The sequence below is a fragment of the Parageobacillus thermoglucosidasius genome (genome assembly GCF_001295365.1).
Classification (GTDB): Bacteria; Bacillota; Bacilli; order Bacillales; family Anoxybacillaceae; genus Parageobacillus; species Parageobacillus thermoglucosidasius.
The window spans coordinates 2,743,908-2,761,460 of record NZ_CP012712.1 but is presented as its reverse complement, the minus strand read 5'-3'; the positions used below and the strand labels follow the sequence as shown (position 1 = coordinate 2,761,460).

General features: G+C 42.5%; 15 protein-coding genes and 2 pseudogenes. 13 read left to right on the top strand and 4 right to left on the bottom strand.

All coding sequences use genetic code 11. From position 1 onward, the window contains the following. Positions 1–71: 71 nt before the first annotated feature. From fabG to chrA, 10 genes and pseudogenes are all read left to right on the top strand, one after another. Positions 72–836: a 3-oxoacyl-ACP reductase FabG gene (fabG, locus tag AOT13_RS13505; protein WP_003250261.1), complete on the top strand. Its 765-nt coding sequence runs from the start codon at positions 72–74 to the stop codon at positions 834–836. Between the two features lie 22 nt (positions 837–858). Beyond that, on the top strand, positions 859–1,308 hold the full coding sequence (locus tag AOT13_RS13500) for a MaoC family dehydratase N-terminal domain-containing protein (protein ID WP_042385258.1): 450 nt from the start codon (positions 859–861) through the stop codon (positions 1,306–1,308). Then, a complete protein-coding gene (locus AOT13_RS13495) occupies positions 1,305–1,706 on the top strand; it encodes a MaoC family dehydratase (RefSeq protein ID WP_003250264.1) in 402 nt (133 codons plus the stop codon). The genes AOT13_RS13500 and AOT13_RS13495 overlap by 4 nt, the downstream gene beginning before the upstream one ends. A gap of 524 nt (positions 1,707–2,230) precedes the next feature. Continuing rightward, positions 2,231–2,413, top strand: a complete 183-nt coding sequence (locus tag AOT13_RS21475) for a DUF4405 domain-containing protein (RefSeq protein ID WP_072000121.1) — start codon at positions 2,231–2,233, stop codon at positions 2,411–2,413. 230 nt (positions 2,414–2,643) lie between these two features. Further along, positions 2,644–3,147, top strand: a complete 504-nt coding sequence (locus AOT13_RS13490) for a MerR family transcriptional regulator (protein WP_230457097.1) — start codon at positions 2,644–2,646, stop codon at positions 3,145–3,147. Between the two features lie 29 nt (positions 3,148–3,176). Next, a complete protein-coding gene (locus tag AOT13_RS13485) occupies positions 3,177–4,130 on the top strand; it encodes a sporulation protein (protein WP_042385261.1) in 954 nt (317 codons plus the stop codon). A gap of 32 nt (positions 4,131–4,162) precedes the next feature. Then, positions 4,163–4,852 (top strand): zinc metallopeptidase, encoded by a 690-nt coding sequence (locus tag AOT13_RS13480; RefSeq protein ID WP_003250270.1) that lies wholly within the window; start codon positions 4,163–4,165, stop codon positions 4,850–4,852. A gap of 53 nt (positions 4,853–4,905) precedes the next feature. Continuing rightward, positions 4,906–6,240 carry a hemolysin family protein gene (locus AOT13_RS13475; RefSeq protein WP_042385264.1) on the top strand — a complete coding sequence of 445 codons (1,335 nt, stop codon included), beginning with the start codon at positions 4,906–4,908 and terminating at the stop codon, positions 6,238–6,240. A 449-nt stretch (positions 6,241–6,689) separates the two neighbouring features. Further along, on the top strand, positions 6,690–7,892 hold the full coding sequence (locus tag AOT13_RS13470; RefSeq protein ID WP_042385268.1) for a DNA polymerase IV: 1,203 nt from the start codon (positions 6,690–6,692) through the stop codon (positions 7,890–7,892). A gap of 420 nt (positions 7,893–8,312) precedes the next feature. After that, positions 8,313–9,416 (top strand): annotated as a pseudogene (gene chrA, locus AOT13_RS13465) (chromate efflux transporter). Between the two features lie 120 nt (positions 9,417–9,536). On the opposite strand, the gene AOT13_RS13460 reads toward chrA, so the two are convergent. Both AOT13_RS13460 and AOT13_RS13455 read right to left on the bottom strand, forming a co-directional pair. After that, a complete protein-coding gene (locus tag AOT13_RS13460; RefSeq protein ID WP_013876878.1) occupies positions 9,537–10,844 on the bottom strand; it encodes a globin-coupled sensor protein in 1,308 nt (435 codons plus the stop codon). Positions 10,845–11,265: 421 nt separating this feature from the next. Next, positions 11,266–12,280 (bottom strand): annotated as a pseudogene (locus AOT13_RS13455) (multicopper oxidase family protein); the annotation flags it as partial. A gap of 124 nt (positions 12,281–12,404) precedes the next feature. Between AOT13_RS13455 and AOT13_RS13450 the strand changes: the two are divergent. Beyond that, positions 12,405–12,545, top strand: a complete 141-nt coding sequence (locus AOT13_RS13450; RefSeq protein ID WP_013400772.1) for a hypothetical protein — start codon at positions 12,405–12,407, stop codon at positions 12,543–12,545. 116 nt (positions 12,546–12,661) lie between these two features. Here AOT13_RS13450 and AOT13_RS13445 read toward each other — a convergent pair whose 3' ends face one another. Together AOT13_RS13445 and AOT13_RS13440 are read right to left on the bottom strand one after the other, a co-directional pair. Next, the gene (locus AOT13_RS13445) at positions 12,662–13,921 is read right to left on the bottom strand and encodes an MFS transporter (RefSeq protein ID WP_013876879.1); all 1,260 of its coding nucleotides are present in this window, start codon (positions 13,919–13,921) and stop codon (positions 12,662–12,664) included. Between the two features lie 651 nt (positions 13,922–14,572). Continuing rightward, complete coding sequence (locus tag AOT13_RS13440) at positions 14,573–15,157, bottom strand: beta-class carbonic anhydrase (protein ID WP_003250284.1); 585 nt, start codon at positions 15,155–15,157, stop codon at positions 14,573–14,575. A 200-nt stretch (positions 15,158–15,357) separates the two neighbouring features. On the opposite strand from AOT13_RS13440, the gene AOT13_RS13435 reads away from it, so the two are divergent. Both AOT13_RS13435 and AOT13_RS13425 read left to right on the top strand, forming a co-directional pair. Next, positions 15,358–15,966, top strand: coding sequence for an NAD(P)H oxidoreductase (locus AOT13_RS13435; RefSeq protein WP_003250285.1), 609 nt, complete (start codon positions 15,358–15,360; stop codon positions 15,964–15,966). 730 nt (positions 15,967–16,696) lie between these two features. Then, positions 16,697–17,461, top strand: coding sequence for an ATP-binding protein (locus AOT13_RS13425; RefSeq protein ID WP_003250287.1), 765 nt, complete (start codon positions 16,697–16,699; stop codon positions 17,459–17,461). Positions 17,462–17,553 lie beyond the last annotated feature (92 nt).

The window sequence follows — 17,553 nt, the reverse complement described above, 5'->3', positions numbered from 1 at the left end:
AAAAATGAAAACGTTATCTTTGTATTGTCATTTTTTATCAAGCAAAGATTTTATGAGGGAGGAAGAAATGAATGAGTGGGAGATTTGCAGGAAGAGTGGCGTTCGTTACTGGCGGAAGCCGCGGAATTGGAAAAGCGATTGTTGAACGTTTTGCTGAAGAAGGAGCGAAAGTGGCGTTCATCGACTTAAATGAAGAAGCGTTGCACGCAACGGCAAATGAATTAAAAGCAAAAGGCTATGAAGTATATGCAAAAGTCGCGAGCGTCACTGACCGTGAACAAGTCGAAACCGCGGTAAAAGAAATTGTCAACCAATTTGGGTCGCTCGATATTCTTGTCAATAACGCCGGCGTCATTCGCGACAACTTGCTTTTTAAAATGACGGATGATGATTGGGAAAACGTGATGGATGTCCATTTAAAAGGAGCGTTTTATTGCGCCCGCGCCGCTCAAAAATATATGGTGGAACAGCGGTACGGACGCATTATTAACATTTCTTCAACATCTGCCCTTGGCAACCGCGGTCAGGCGAACTATGCCGCGGCGAAAGCCGGAATCCAAGGGTTTACAAAAACGCTGGCGATTGAATTAGGAAAATTCGGCATCACAACGAACGCGGTGGCGCCAGGATTTATCGAAACAGATATGACAAAAGCGACGGCGGAAAGATTAGGCATTTCATTTGAAGAATTGATTCAGGCAAATGTGGCGACAATCCCGGTCGGAAGAAGCGGAAAACCGGAAGATATTGCCCAGGCGGTCGCTTTCTTCGCCGATGAGAAGTCTTCGTTTATTAACGGCCAGGTGCTGTACGTGGCCGGCGGCCCAAAAAATTAAAATCGGGAGGGGAAACGGTCAGATGTTTGCCGAATATATCGGAAAATGCTCCAACAAAGTAAAAAATGTTGTCGAGCGGGGAGCGGTCAAAAAGTTTGCTGAAGCGATCGGCGATCCGCACCCAATTTATTGGGATGAAGAGACGGGAAAAATGTCACGATATAAAACAAACATCGCGCCCCCGACATTTCCAAGGGTGTTTGACTACGGCGTGATTGAAGGCTTGAAACTTCCCAGCAAAGGGCTGATTCACGGTGAACAGCGGTTTCATTATGAAAGGCCGCTTTATGTCGGCGAGGAATTATATTGCTATTCCAAAGTGGAAGATTACTATGAAAAACAAAGCAGCATGGGGAAGCTTGGATTTTTAATCATCACGAATTACGGGGAAGACCCTTCCGGAAACGTTATTTTCACGTCCACATCGACAATCATTATTACAGAAGCAGTAAGAAAGGCGATGATCGTATGACGAAAATCAGCGAATTAAAAGTAGGAGAGTTGTTGCCAGAAATTAAGCTTTCGCCTGTTTCCCGTCTCGATCTCATTAAATATGCCGGTGCTTCCGGCGACTACAATCCGATTCATACGATAGACGAAGAAGCGAAAAAAGCTGGGCTGCCGGGAATTATTGCGCACGGAATGTGGACGATGGGAAATCTCGCCAAACTGTTTACGCCCTATTATGAAGAAGGGTTTATTCGCGATTATTTCGTTCGCTTTCAATCAATGGTTTTTCTCGATGATGTCATAACATTAAAGGCGACGGTCAAGGAAAAGGAAGAGAAGAAATTGCGTTTCGCTGTTTCTGCCGTCAATCAAAACGGGAAAGAAGTCGCAAAAGGAGAAGCCATCTTTTCTGTCTATTAAAATGTGAATCCCGGCAGCTAAAAACTGTTTTGGCTGCCGGGATGTTTTATAAAGCAAATAGTAAGGAACGAAAAGAAGTGCGGCCATTGCTTCCCGCGCATGGTGATCGTGAAACGAGGCGGTGCATAACGCCCGAGCCGGCGCTCATTTTCGACGCGGAAGTCATTAAAGAAACGATGCAGCGGGCTAATTTTATTTTGGTGCACTAAAATACAACTTCTCTGCCAAGAAGCATTATGACAAATTCCCCTCTAGAATGGCTTTCAGTTCTTTGAGTTGGTGTAGTTTTGCCGTATATTGGAATCCTTGGTCTGAACGAAGATGAACATTCCTTCCTAGACCGGCTTCCCTTCCAGTTGTTTTAGTGTCTTCAATACCTACCTACTTTAAAATCATTTCTTGCGAATAACCCCCACGCTCTCGTTGTTCTGCTCAATAAAAAATGGATTATTGCAATAACAGCTAAATTTTTCACCAAATCGCTTGCACCCAGAGTTCGGTTTGGCTATATCATCAATTTCCTGTTGCTCCTTTCTTTTTTGCTTATTGTCATTAGTGGAATATGTACTTCGCAAGCACTATTCCCTTTCGCAGAGTCTAAAGACAGTCCGTGGAGAAATATTCATCATTTTTTCTCGGCAATATCCATTATATTAGTAGGAATACATCTTGGATTGCATTGGAATTTTGTATCGAATGTCAAGTAGACAATGAAAAAAGAGCATATTAAGCTGCGGCCTTTCCCCGGTATTCGACCGGGGAAAGGCTGTTCAGCATTTAAGCCTCGAATTAATCGATGACTGATCCGTGCCTCCGTTTGGTTAATTTTTGCTACTAAAGGTTTTCCTCTGCTTTTTTATGATGGATGAATCCAAACTCAGAATATATTCGTATGTAGTGACTGAAGCTAATTTTAAAAAAAATAACAGTATAACGTTTGACTGTACGGTTTTTTAAGAATATAATTCTAATTGATGATTCCAAAAATATATTGGGGAGTGAGTTCATTGGGAAGTTCCTCAAAATTGGTGAACTCGCAGATTTAGCTGGAGTTTCCAAACGGACAATTGACTATTACACGCAATTAGGGTTACTCGAACCTGTTCGCTCTGAGACAAATTATCGCTATTATCCCGAAGAGAGTCTTGAGCATTTGCGGTTAATCAATGCATTAAAAAAGCAGCATTTAACGCTTGAAGAAATCAAAGAATGGTTGCAGATTATCAAAAATCAGCCAGTTGCTGTGGATGAAATCGTAGATAAAATTGAGCATCTTCAAGAACAGATGAAACATATTCAAGAAGAAGTATTGGAATTAAAACCGTTGCTTAAGCAATTAAATGAACAGCAGATCAAGCTGATGACAAAGCCATTGGCCCAACAAGGCTATGCATTGTTGCACGCGTTAGCGATATTGCTTGGAGAAAATCCTTTTATTTAAATCAATAGTTAAGGAGAGATGAAAAAAGAATGTTAAAAAAGTTTTTATCAAAACTTGGGATTGGCTCTGCAAACATCAATCTTGTGCTGCATCATTCCCAAGCGCGTCTGGGCGAGACGATTAGCGGCGAATTTCTCATTGAAGGAGGAACGGTAGAACAGCATATCAACAAAATTGCTGTAGAACTCCGGTTAACATTAAAGCAAAACGGGCAAGCGCAGACAAAAACAGTGGCAACAATTCCAGTCGCTTCTGCCTTTGTCATTCAAGCTGGCGAGAAGAAAGTATTGCCTTTTACCTATGAGTTGCCAAAAACGCTTCCAGTGTCAAGACACGGTATTTATTACACGTTTGTTACCCGTCTTGATATTGCAGGCGGTGTCGATCATTTAGATGAAGATGCTGTGCAAATTCTTCCGCCGTTGCCTTTAGAAAAAATTTTCGTTGCTTTTGAAAAGCTTGGTTTCCGGGAAAAGGCGACTTCAGGAACACTAAAACCGTATGGCCAAGAATTTGCATGGTTTCCAACTGAGCAATTTAAAGAGGCTGTTCAAGAAGTGGAGTTTTTTGCATTGCTTGAAGAGGAAGGAATCCGTCTGCTTCTTGAAGTGGACGTATATGCAGGAGCCTTTGGCTTGCAAGAAAAAGAGTTAAAGCGGGAAATCTTTTTCCCATATGCAGAATTAAATGATGCAGACATGCTGGCTGGCAAACTTCGCGAAACGATGCAAGAAATGATCGAGCAGCCGCATCAATATGCAGCATCATCTTACATGACTCATTATTCCCATACTTCTCATTTGCATGGGCGAGGGCATAGTATGATGGGAGCGATTGGCGGCTTTGCTGCGGGGATGTTTGCGGGAATGTTAGTGGAAGAACTCGTTGGTGACGCCGTCGAAGAAGCATTAAGCTTTGATGAGGAAGCTGAAGAAGAAGGATTTTTTGACGATTTCTTTGGCGGAGAAGATGAAGAATTTTAATACTATGCCATAGTGACAAAGGGGGGAATGTCATGTTATTTCATCCGATGGATATCCTCATTTTTTTAGCATTTGGCTTGTCGCTTTGGGCACAATTTAAAGTAAAAGGGACATTTAATAAGTGGGCCGAGGTCCATGCCAACTCTTCCCTTACGGGGGCTGAAGTGGCAAGAAAGATTCTCGATTCCAACGGTTTATATCATGTACCCGTTGAATTAGTGCCCGGTACATTAACAGACCATTACGATCCATTATCACGCACGGTTCGATTATCTGAACCTGTTTATTACGGACGTTCCATCGCTGCTGTATCGGTAGCCGCCCATGAGGTTGGCCATGCGATCCAGCATCAGCAATCCTACGGAGCGCTAGTTTTGCGGCACCGCATGTTTCCAGTAGTGAATTTCTCTTCTGGAATTGCTCCATTTCTATTGTTAGTCGGGTTTTTGTTGCACCAAGCTTCGCTCATTGGCCTTGGCATTATTCTCTTTTCGGCAGCCGTAGCGTTCCAATTAGTGACGCTTCCGGTAGAATTTAATGCAAGCTCTCGTGCCAAAAAATTGCTTCTTGCGGAAGGGATTATCTTTAATGATGAAGTTCGTGGCGTTAACAAAGTGTTAAACGCTGCGGCATTGACATATGTAGCTGCGGCATTAATCTCCGTTTTAGAGTTGCTCAAATTTGTTATGATTTTCTTCCAAGGGAATAATAATGAAGAATAACAATGATCAGGAGGTGGATTCTCTAGTTGTTTGCGTACAGCTAGAGAGCTTAATTGGAGATAGTTAATTTGCTGATGGTTGGCATTTTAATTGCCTTAACAGCATTCTTTGTTGCATCGGAATTTGCCATTGTTAAAGTGCGCAGTACACGTATTGACCAGCTGATCGCTGAAGGAAACCGAAACGCCCGGGCTGCAAAACGAGTCATCAGCAATTTGGACGAATATTTATCGGCGTGCCAGCTTGGCATCACCATTACCGCATTAGGGCTTGGTTGGCTTGGTGAACCAACGGTGGAGCATTTGCTCCACCCTGTATTTAAACAAATGAATTTAAATGAGTCTGTTGCGTCTTTCCTTTCTTTCGCGATTGCTTTTGCGACGATTACATTTTTGCATGTAGTTGTTGGTGAATTAGCTCCTAAGACGTTGGCGATTCAAAAAGCAGAAACCATAACGCTGTTATCTTCAAGGCCTTTGATCCTTTTCTACAAAATCATGTATCCGTTTATATGGGCCTTAAACGGCTCCGCTCGCGTCATTACCGGATTGTTTGGATTGAAACCGGCATCTGAACATGAAGTGGCCCATTCAGAGGAAGAATTGCGGCTGATTTTATCCGAAAGCTATAAGAGCGGGGAAATTAATCAGTCGGAATATAAATATGTAAACAATATTTTTGAGTTTGACAACCGGGTCGCCAAAGAAATCATGGTGCCGCGCACAGAAATTGTCGCATTCGACAAAAATGATGCAATCATGGATATTTTGGAAGTTGTGAAGCAAGAAAAATATACGCGCTATCCTGTTATAGACGGAGATAAAGACCATATCGTTGGCATGGTAAACATAAAAGAAATATTAACGGATTGTATTCAAACCCCGCAAGCGGTTGAAAAGAAATTAGGCGATTATGTCCGCCCAATCATACAAGTCATTGAATCCATCCCGATCCATGATTTGCTTGTTAAGATGCAGCGTGAACGAGTTCATATGGCAATTTTAGTTGATGAATACGGCGGAACCGCAGGGCTTGTGACGGTCGAGGATATATTAGAGGAAATTGTCGGCGAAATTCAAGATGAGTTTGATATTGACGAGGTTCCGATGATCCGTAAAGTCAATGAACACACTACTATTGTTGATGGGAAAGTATTGATTGAAGATATAAATGACTTGCTTGGAACAGACATCGATGATACGGATGTTGATACGATTGGCGGCTGGATTTTAACAGAAAAATTTGATATCCAGCAAGGCGGCGTTCTTTCCTACGGCGATTACGAATTTAAAGTATTACAAATGGAAGGGCATCATGTCCAATTAGTGGAAATCACAAAACGCACGAAGGCTCCTTCGCTTATTGTGCAAGAAACGCCAATAGAATAGCATCTAACATAAGAGAGACGGCAGCAATAAATGGCTGCTGTTTTTTTTAGCGAAAACTGTCCGTCTTAATCATAACAATAACAGAAAGGCGAAAAAAATGGCTCTTGCCATTCAAAAGATAACGAAGCTATTTTGTATGATTTATACAATTTATTTAAACTATGTTCTAAATAATCAATTAAAAATAAACATCAACCGTCAATAGACAAAAACAGCTAAATCGTTTATTATAAAAATAAACGAACATATGTGCTGTTGTTGAATGATCTTTATATATATTGCGCTATGAAGGCGGAATACGAAAAAAAAGCATATTATAGGCCAGCGTTGAATGGAAAATGATAATACATGTATGTCAGCATCTTGGATTCAAGGTGCAAAACCAACATTTCAGATGGATGGCGATAACTCCTCTGCTTTTTATTCATGCAAAAAAGGAGAAAACCAACATGGAAACAACGCGCCAAAAGTACGGTCGTGTCATTTTACATGTCGACTGCAATTCATTTTTTGCAAGCTGCGAGATCGCGCGAGATCCATCGTTAAAAGAAAAAGCGGTTGTTGTAGCGGGAGACCCGAAAGAACGCAAAGGTGTTGTGTTAGCGGCAAACTATATCGCAAAACAACGCTTTGGCATTTACACGACGATGCCGTTATGGGAAGCGAAAAAAAGATGCCCGCATCTTGTTATATTAAAGCCCGATTTTCACTTATACCGCGATACAAGCGAGAAAGTATTTCAATTTTTGAAGACGTTTACCCCTGTTTTGGAGCCTGCTTCGATTGATGAAGGATATTTGGATATCACCGATGGTTATTCATCACGCAGTTCACCATTGGACATCGCGGAGCAAATCCAGAAAGGATTGTTAAAAACGTTGCATATTCCTGTTAGCATTGGCATTGCGCCAAATAAATTTTTGGCCAAAATGGCGAGCGATATGAAAAAACCGTTAGGCATTACCGTTCTGCGCAAGCGCGATGTGCCAAAAATACTTTGGCCACTTCCTGTTCAGCAGATGCATGGCGTTGGTGACAAAACGGCAAAAAAATTAAATGGCATTGGCATTTTCACTATCGGTGAGTTGGCGAAGGCGGAAACCGCGATATTGCAAAATTTGCTTGGTATTACTGGGGTTCGCTTAAAAGAGCGGGCGAATGGGATAGATCCCCGTCCGGTTGATCCAGAAGCGGGTGAAAAATGGAAATCAATCGGGAACTCCACAACGCTTTCCCGAAATGTGACAGAGGAGCGGGTTCTCCTTGAGGTGTTGCGCGATTTGGCGCAATCCGTCAGCAAGCGAATGAAACAGAAGCATGTTGTTTCTTCGACGATCCAAATTATGATTCGCTACAGCAATTTTCAAACAATCACCCGCAGCAAAACATGGGAAAATCCAGTTCAAGAGGCGGAAGAAATCTTTCAGCGTGCCGTCTATTTATTAAAACGCCATTGGAACGGCAATCCGGTAAGGCTGCTGGGCATTACCGCCATCGATGTGTTTGATAAAAGGGAAGCGGTGAAACAATTAGACTTGTTTCACTTTGAAGAGGATGCCAAAAAGGAAGCGTTGCAGAATACGATTGAGCACCTTCAGCAAAAATTTGGCGATAGCATCATTCAAAAAGGCTATGAATTTTTTCGGAGATAAACACAGTGATCCAAAATGGCGAGCCGATCTTTCATTGAGCAAAGAGAAAATACGTTTCCGAAAGTGTGGTTGATGTTTATTTAACAATAATGATAATATTGATGCATATATATCAACAAAAAAAGAAGACGCTATGAAACCAATATCAGCTATTCTGTTTTGCTGCGGATGTCAAGAAGCCAAAACAGATGAAAAAAACTCGTTTGCTAAATATCCTTAAGCGAACGTGAACAGGCAATCATTAAGCGGTTTCATCGATCCGAAACGGAGATGAACAGATTGGGGTTATCGCGGATTTTGCTAGCGCGTACCTGCTGCGGATGACATTTTGTTAACAGTGGATTCGTGGTTTCTGTGACACAAAAACCGGGAACAGTGATGCCGAGGATAGAAAGCAGCCTTGCCTAGGGGGATAGCCAATTGAATCAAAAAAAGAAAATGCAGGTCCAGCAAAAAGGCTCCGTTGGGGAAGTGTGGACAACAGCGCTTCGCCTTGGTTTGACTTCGTTCGGCGACCCTGTCGCTCATTTAGGGTGTTTTCGAGAAGAATATGTGCAGCGGCGCCAATGGCTGGACGAAAAAACGTATGCGGACTTAGTGGCATTATGCCAATTTCTCCCCGGTCCAGCGAGCAGCCAAGTAGGAATAGGGATTGGCTTTATGCGGGCGGGTTTTTGGGGGGCTTTTGCCGCATGGCTGGGTTTTACCTTCCGTCCGCGCTTGCGCTCAGTTTATTCGCTTATTTTTTTCAAGGCGTTTCTTTGATGAATACAGAATGGTTTCACGGCCTGTTGGTAACTGCGGTCGCCGTCGTGGCGCAAGCGGTCTGGGGAATGGCGAAAAACTTTGCCTATGATCGTCCACGCGCTTCTGTTGCCATCGCCGCCGCGGTTTTCACGCTGCTTGTCCCGAGTGTGTTCACCCAAGTAGGCATCATTGTTGCCGCAGGAATTGCCGGCACATTTTTATTGCAGAACACTATAGAGGAAAAAAAGCCAGATCTGATTGCCGTCGGAATCCATAAAAAAACCGCGGTCAGCTTGCTTATTTCGTTTCTTGCCTTGCTACTATTGCTTCCGCTGGCGCGCAAGCTGACAGACTCACACTGGCTTGCGCTGTTTGACAGCTTCTACCGTACTGGTGCTTTAGTATTCGGAGGAGGGCATGTTGTTCTTCCTTTATTACAAGCGGAAGTTGTCCCAGCAGGATTGGCTGACGGCCGATGAGTTTCTTGCAGGATACGGCGCCGCGCAGGCGGTACCCGGACCGTTGTTTACGTTCGCTTCGTATCTGGGAATGGCCAGTTTTGGATGAAGAGGGGCGCTTGGCGGCATTAACGCAGCGGTCGTAGGCATTTTGCTGGCGGCGCTGTATCATCCGGTATGGACGAAGGCGGTAAAAAGCCCTCTTGATTTTTCCTTAGCGCTATTGGCCTTTGCTTTATTAACCATTTGGAAATGGCCGCCTTGGCTGGTGGTTCTATTTTCATTGGCGGCGGGAACAGTTTTTTCCTTTGTTCCATAAGATATTGTTATTTTCGGAATATTATAAATATTCATCAACCATTCTTCCCGTTTCTTTTCCGAAGCACAACCATTATTTAGCCTTTGCCGCTTATTCTTAAAGAGGCAAAGGCTTTGCCGGTTATAAGCCGTTTGTTAATTGCTCCAATCGCTCAGCCGATACAGCGACGTTGTTGGTGGCGTCATTAATATCGGTGACCACATCTACGTACCGTTTCATTTTTTCGCAAATCCCTTGATTTTGGGTGCGGATTTGCTGAAGTGACTGTGATAACGTTTCAAAAAACTGATGGATCTTCTCCATATCGCTTGTCCTGCGGTCAATCAATGTGTGTGCTGAATTGATTGATTCGGAAATCGCCCCTACCTTCTGATTCAAGTCGTTTAAAATATTTGTGATGTCAGCAACAGACTTTTTCGTTTGGGAAGCAAGCTTTCTCACTTCATCAGCGACAACTGCAAAACCTCTGCCATGTTCTCCTGCGCGCGCCGCTTCGATCGAAGCGTTTAACGAGAGCATGTTTGTCTGATCGGCAATCTCTGTCACGATATTGTTGATTCTTGCGATATCACGGGCTGACTGTTGTAAGCTGTTGATTTTTGCATTGACTTCTTTCATCATTGTTTGAATATGGTGGATTTCTGATAATTGTTTTTGCAATTTTTCTTGGCCCTCGGCAGAATGGCGCTCGCTTTTTTCGGAAATAGAAGAGGCTTCCTCAATGGATTGCAAAATGTTCATTGCTTCCGTTGTCAATTCAGAAACCGAAGCATTGACTTCTTCGGATATGCCGGAAAGTTCTTGCGCTGTCGCTTGCAGTTGCAGTTTGAGTTCGTTTTTAGCATGTTCCATCTGCATTCGGATTTCTTCATTTGTTTTTTCATATTGTTCTAAAACAAGCTGTTGCTCAAAATTTAAAATTTTTGTGATCGATTTTATCGATTCAACCAACAGTGAAGGATCGTCCAGATGTGGAACGATTGTTTCTATAATCAGCAACTGAAGCTTCTGAAATGCGCACATATACCATTTTGGCAACAGCCCAATTTTTACATGTGCGACTGCAATGCGCGTGCGTTTTTCAATAAATGCTTCATCAATGCGTCCTTCAAACATTTCAATCACATGTGTGATAAGCGTTTTTTTGAGACGTTCAATGGTGCTATGTTGATGGATAATTTGAAATAAAGATGGTTCTTTCTCTAACGTCTCGTAAAAGCACTCGGCAATCCAATTAATTTTTTCTTCTACCAATGGTTTTAACTGTGACAATATAGCTAAATCGCGATGAGTTAGCCCGATTATTTCTAATTGCATATTAATAGTGGCATCTTTTATTTGAATAGGTTTTCGTTCGTTTGGCAGTTCCAATGCTATTTTATGAGGAGAATTGTGTTTTTCTTTTTTAATCCAAAGAGAAAAATTCATTGGATGTCTCTCCTTTTTCTTCATAATATTACAATGATTTCATCTTATCGAAGATGGCAAAAAAGTAGAATAAGAAATTACTCCTATTTATATCCTACCTATTTATATCCTGTTAAGGCAATGAATTTTTCGTGAAAATCATCGCAACATTTTAAATTGTCATTTTGTCATAAAGCGTGATCATCCTCGGCGGCTGTCCTTAAAATCCATCCATTCTGCACATTTCGTTTATAAAAGAATATGGAGCCTTGATAATCTTGCTTAGCGTCGTTTATGGCTTTAACGTGAGAAAATGAAAACATCGATATGCAGTGCAAGAAACAATCTGCGGTTTTCGTTCTCCCAGATCCGGAGGGAAAACTGCATATATTTCCGCCAGCAGAAAAAATTCCCCTCCAAGTTTTATTTTGGAGGGGAATGGTTATTCAGGATGATTGGTTGTGTCATTCGGGTTTGGTGTATAGTCTGGTTTATAATCTTTGTATTTTACTTCTGTGACCATTCCAGCTGAGGCGTGGTGCAAGTCATGGCAATGGAACATCCAGTTGCCTGGATTATCTGCTTTAAAAGCGACGACATATTCTTCACCAGGTTTTAAGTTCAAGGTATCCTTTATCAACGGGGAACCTGTCATTGGCTTGCCGTTTTTGCTTAATACTTGGAAAAAGTGCCCGTGTAAATGCATAGGATGCAGATCCGCCGGTGAATCGTTCACTAGCTTTACTTTGACGAGATCGCCTTTCTTGACATGAACAGGTGCCGTTTCAGGATACGTTTTCCCATTGATCGTGTAGACTATACCGCCTTTGCCCATGGCTGTCCCTAAATTCATCGTGTATTCCACATCATATGTTTGATCTAATGTAAATTCCCCAAGCTTCTGTTTTCCATAGCTTGTCATGCCCACGACAGGCAGAGCTTCTGCTGCGTTCGCTTTATCGGCACTGACTTTTTCGCCTTCATATTGGATTTTTACTTTCATGCCATCGGTTCCTTTCCTGTCGCCATGGCATTCTAATAACCATTCGCCCGGATTATTTGCCGTAAATTCAATATCGTAACGCTCTCCCGGAGCGATATTCAAAAGTTCGGTCTTTGATTGGCTGCGGATCGTTTAACGGCTGTCCGTCTGTTGCGACAATTTTTAATTCGTGGCCATGCAGGTGCAACTGATGGAGCATGTATCCTGCGTTTACAAGGCGAAGCCGCACTTTTTCGCCTTTTTTTACTTTTAAAGGTTTAACAGCAGAGCTGCTTTTCCCGTTGATGGTGAAAATGTCATACATGCTCATATCATGGCTGATGCTGCTTGTGTTCATATGTTGGTGCTCAGAGCCATTTCCGTTTCCCATACTGCTATGGTCCATTCCGTTCATCTGCATATTTTCTTCATTCGGATCGCTCATCCATTCATCCAACACAAGCGTATAATCCCGAATTCAAGGTAGAAAAAGAAGGAAATGCTTATGTTTCGCGGCCTAAAGTATTCTTTTGGGGAGCCAAAGCGGAGTTGGACAAGGTTTCGGCAATGGAAAAAGTACGAACAGGCGGAAACGATACGTGTTGCTGCATGGCGCCTTCAACGATGGAACGTACAAAACGAAGCCGGCGTACGGATTGCGCAAGCAAGAAGTAGAAGAAGGGGGATATGATATTGCTTATGGATTCAGTGGAAAACTGCCATTGCAGGAATCGAGTTGAAGGGGGGCTGCATCTTTTGCGCAGAAGCTTTTTTATTCAATAGAGGCGGTAAAAAACTCCCACCTCTTCAAGAATGAAAGGTGGGAGAGTTTATCAGGCGAAAAGCAATATATTCATCATCTGTGGTGCTGCACCGTATTATGGCTGGCTAATGGACTTATTCTAAGCATCCGGAACATCGGAAGCATGACCAAAATGCCAATGACAAAGAGTGCGGCAGAGGCTTGATAGATCGTGAAGAGCGAGAATTGTTTTTTCAACAGACCAGCCAAGCTCATCGTGATAACCATCGAACCCATGAACAGAGGGGTCAATATTCCGTTCACACGTCCTACGAACGTTTCGTCGGTATTGTTCAGGATAATCGTATTAATACCAATATGAAAAGCAGGCATGAATAGACCGATGATAAATTCGGCCAGCAAGGTCAGCCAGAACATGGTGGACCAACCCATCACAAAAATTCCCGCAGCCATGACACCCATCCCCAGCATCAGCAGGATGTGCGGCGCAATCCGATTAGAGAAGACCATTGCCGCAGCGCCACCGATGATCATAGCTGCCCCATGAGCGGTGAACAGCCATTGCAAGTAATCTTTCTCCAGGCCAAGGCGTTCTGTTACCAGAAAGATGGCCAACGGGTGGATTAATCCAAGCCCTAATCCCGCAGCCATGAAGCCGCCTCCCAAAGTCACAAGAATTTTGCGTGACCATACATATTGAAAACCAAGCTTTATTTCACGCCAGAGCGATGCCTTGCTTTCGCTTTTCTCCACTATCTGGTCGGGAGGCAGTAACGTCAGTACAAGAGCAGATAACAGAAAAGCTGTCCCTACTATCGCCATCGAGATGTAGATACCAAATTGTTGGAAGACGAAAGTGCCTAATATCGGACCGATGATCATAAAAACCGCTATCATTGTTTGGAATAATGACATACCTGCCTGCATCTGCTCTTGTGGAACGTGCACTTTGAACAGTTTCATCCCCGAAGGCTGAGAGAACTGTGATAGGATCGCGGAGACGAATGTAGTGAGAAAAACCGCTTTCCATGTTCCAAACAGGAGCGCCATTAATATGACAAATATCGATATAGCGCTGAAGAGGTCGCACCAGATCATCGTCCGTTTTGGTCGCCAGCGATCTGCAAACGTGCCGCCAATAAAAGAAAAGATAAAAATCGGTGCAAATTCAGCCACCGATATGAGTGAGACGGCAAGCGCATCCCCATTTGTCTTCTCGGTAACAAACAACAGAATCGCAAAGTTACGAACCCAAATGCCAATCTGAATAAACAGGCTAGCCGTCATAATCGTTTGGATGAAACGATTACGTAATAGGGAAGTCATGGATAGGTTTGCGTTTGTTGTTGACATAAAAATAACCTCTCTACTTGTATTCGTTTAAAAATTGGTGTTGGTTTTTGACAAGGGTTAATTGTCATGAAGCTGATTTGAATTTTCCGTTTCCGCCAGCATCTTTTATGAACGTGTAAGAATGACAATAAAATGCTAGTCCCGGCCAACGAACGAATGTACGTTCCTATTACTGTATTATCTGTGAGTGAAAGCAAATTGTCAACAATAGAAATATTCATATGCAAAATGGCTTCTTCTGTATAAAGCGCACCGCCGGTTTTAAAAGTAACTTTTGTTTTGGCAAAGCAGCCCAATTGGCCATCATTCTTTAACGGAACAGGCAAGGGCATCACGAAACTATTTTATGGCAATAAGCGAGGAATAGACCGGAGAATTCAATTATACGTGTATGTCAGCTATATGTGCAAGAGAAAATAGACGGCAGGCGGGACAGGGGAAGGCGAACAATGGTTGGAGATGGAGAAGAGGGAATATTATTTGTTGGCGATGAAAGTTCTTTGGGAAAATAATCAACAATGAACTTCCAAACATTTGGACAACATGCGGAAGTAGTTGAAATAAATTATAAAGGAAACTTGGGCTCAAGTTTCCTTTATTGAACAGCAATGGCATGCTTCGCTTGGTGAAAACAAGCAAAAGCATGGATGGTCAGATAGTTGCCCGGCCAATGCGGTTAGCTTCAGGTACTTCAATCAGCCGGCCGCTTTTCACGTCGTAAATAAAACCGTAAATCGGAATATAGCCCGGAACAAGAGGATGGGAACGAATCCGCTCGACATCGTCGATCACACTCTGTTCCAGATTGCTGATTGGCAAAAATTCCATATATTCTCCTGCTCTGGAACCCGGCCCTCTTCCGGTGTCACGCCAATTTTTCCCATCAAACTCTGCTTGTTCCAGACTGTTTGCGAGCAAATTGCGGATAATGTCATTAGTAAATGTCTCCATGCCGCAATCGGTATGATGAATCACGAACCACTCCCGCGTTCCCAACAGCTTGTACGAGATGACAAGAGAACGAATCGCGTCATCGCTTGCCCGGCCTCCAGCATTTCGGATCACATGAGCATCACCTTCTGCCAAACCGGCAAACTTGGCTGGGTCAAGGCGCGCATCCATGCAGGTCAGAATGGCAAAGCGACGCTTCGGCGGCATCGCCAAATTTGCTTTGTCCCCGAAATTAGCGGCATATTCCTTGTTTGCAGCCAATACTTCGTTGAAAATATCGCTCATTTCCCGTCCCCCTTTTTAAATTTTATAAATCATATATGTTTACTATGATTATAATGTGCCGTGATCGTGTCGTCAATGAATTCTTACACGCCTGACAGGGGATAATAAATGAAGAAAGGAGCTTATCATTTGATAATAAATAAAGAATAATGGTAATTTAAAGGTGATTTATCAAAAGTTTATGTTTAGGAGCTGATTATATGAAAGTGTTAACTGTTGTCTCGCATCCCAGAAGAGAATCCCTTACGTTTGCGATTGCCGAGCGTTTTATTCAAGGGTTAAAAGACGCTGGACATGAAGTGGAAATTGCGGATTTGTATGGGGAAGAGTTTAATCCGCTGTTATACGAACAAGATGAACCGGATTGGGACAATCCTTATAAATCATATTCTCCACGTGTTCACGCAGAAATGGAAAGATTGAAAAGAAACGAAGGGTTAGCCTTTATCTTCCCGGTGTGGTGGTATTCCTTACCGGCAATGGTAAAAGGATATATAGACCGGGTATGGAACTATGGTTTTGCTTACGGGGGAGCGCGCCTTCCGCACAAAAAAGTATTGTGGATACCGCTTGTTGGGGAGACAGAAGAAAGCCTGAAAAAAAGAAATTTTGATGCGATGATTTCCCATTATTTGAATGTTGGTTTAGCTGGTTATACAGGCATTTCTCAATCAGAAGTGGCATTTCTGTATAATACATTAGCTGAAGATATAGAAAATGAAGAGGAAGTAAAAAAGCATTATGAGAATCTTTTTAATCGAGCATATAAGCTAGGGATTACATATAGCCATTCATTAACCGAAAAATAATCACGGTGCATTATGTGGCAATTTTAGTTCATATCGATCTGCGTGGCTCATTATCTTAAACAAAAGGGGAACTTGATAGAAAATGGATGAACTATGCCATTGTTTGTCCAGGTTGGCTAAGTTTTGAAAGCATTGTAAGAAGAGGCATCCTTCGTCGATACTGCTGGAATCTTTTTTTTGATATGGAAAATACCAAAAACACAAAACATTTGAACCCCTTCAGTGGCTGTCAACTTGTAAATATGCACGCAAAGCTTTTTAAAATAGAGAGGACGGTAATGGAACAGGAACGATTTGAATTATTTTAGTTTTCTGTTTCCTTGCTGCAAGGCAGAGGCATTGCGATTTTCGTAATGCCTCTGTTTTTTTATTGAAAGATAGCGTTAGTTAAGATAAACTCATAGGGAAGCATAAACTTAACTTTTTTGCTTGTCGTTTTCTTTCACCATGAACAGCCCCTGTAAAGAAAATGACCGATCACAGGTCAATTTCCTCCTGTTTGAAAGTTTTGCGTGAGAAGAGAAGAACGATTTTTCACATACTGACGTAATATAATTTTCCCAATTTTTTTACATAATGTTCACGACTTCACAATATTATTTAACGTAAATAGTGTATACTTTAATTAAAGTAAAAATAATTTATATTTTTTATTTTACAAAAAATTTGAGGTTTTTTGTGAAGAAGATCACAAAAAACCTCAGAAAAGCCGAACAAAGGAGGCGTTTAAATGAAATTAGCTATTTCTGGGAAAGGTGGTGTCGGCAAAACCACCATCGCTGCTAATTTAATCAAGAATTTTGCTTCGCAAGGTTACCAAGTATATGCCGTTGATGCCGATCCCGATACGAGCTTGGGAATGGCCCTAGGGCTTCCCGAGGAACAGATTGGCAGCTTGAAGCCTATTGTCGATATGCGTGAGGTGATTGCAGAACGCACAGGCGGCAGTGGAGCTTACTTTTCTTTAAATCCGGAAGTAGATAGCTTATTAGAGGATTACACCATCAAAAGTGGAAACATCCGTTTTTTGAAAATGGGGGCTATTAAGCCCGGAGGTTCTGCGTGTTATTGTCGGGAAAACACTGTCTTAAATGCCATCATCAATTCTCTTATCTTAAAACACCAAGAAATGGTAATCCTAGACATGAGTGCGGGAATTGAACACTTGACCCGGGGCACGGCCCGCGGAGTAAATCTGATGCTGATTGTCACCGAACCAACTCTCGTTAGCGTTCAGACAGCTTTGGTCGTGCGAAAATTGGCCTCAGATATCGGGGTGGAGAAAATCAAATTTGTGGGCAATAAATTGCGCCATCCTAAAGATGAAGAATTTATTCTCAGTCACTTGCCGCCAGATGACGTCATTGGACTGATCCCTTTTCAAACAAAAATTTTGGATCAGGCTGCCGGTTTTGTCGAGGACCAATCTTTTACCGCTGAAGGGATTGCGGATCTAGCTGTTAGATTGCTTGATGAAGCGCTTTTAAACCATTAATTAAAGCGCTTTCAACCATTAATTAAAGCGCTTTCATCTTATCTGCAGGAGAACTGAGTTCTCCGAGAGATACACCAATAATAAGGGGGAGG

Coding starts and splice junctions, on each gene's coding strand:
- fabG (WP_003250261.1), top strand. CDS start 72: ATGAGTGGGAGATTTGCAGGAAGAGTGGCGTTCGTTACTGGCGGAAGC.
- AOT13_RS13500 (WP_042385258.1), top strand. CDS start 859: ATGTTTGCCGAATATATCGGAAAATGCTCCAACAAAGTAAAAAATGTT.
- AOT13_RS13495 (WP_003250264.1), top strand. CDS start 1,305: ATGACGAAAATCAGCGAATTAAAAGTAGGAGAGTTGTTGCCAGAAATT.
- AOT13_RS13485 (WP_042385261.1), top strand. CDS start 3,177: ATGTTAAAAAAGTTTTTATCAAAACTTGGGATTGGCTCTGCAAACATC.
- AOT13_RS13480 (WP_003250270.1), top strand. CDS start 4,163: ATGTTATTTCATCCGATGGATATCCTCATTTTTTTAGCATTTGGCTTG.
- AOT13_RS13470 (WP_042385268.1), top strand. CDS start 6,690: ATGGAAACAACGCGCCAAAAGTACGGTCGTGTCATTTTACATGTCGAC.
- AOT13_RS13460 (WP_013876878.1), bottom strand. CDS start 10,844: ATGAATTTTTCTCTTTGGATTAAAAAAGAAAAACACAATTCTCCTCAT.
- AOT13_RS13445 (WP_013876879.1), bottom strand. CDS start 13,921: ATGTCAACAACAAACGCAAACCTATCCATGACTTCCCTATTACGTAAT.
- AOT13_RS13440 (WP_003250284.1), bottom strand. CDS start 15,157: ATGAGCGATATTTTCAACGAAGTATTGGCTGCAAACAAGGAATATGCC.
- AOT13_RS13435 (WP_003250285.1), top strand. CDS start 15,358: ATGAAAGTGTTAACTGTTGTCTCGCATCCCAGAAGAGAATCCCTTACG.
- AOT13_RS13425 (WP_003250287.1), top strand. CDS start 16,697: ATGAAATTAGCTATTTCTGGGAAAGGTGGTGTCGGCAAAACCACCATC.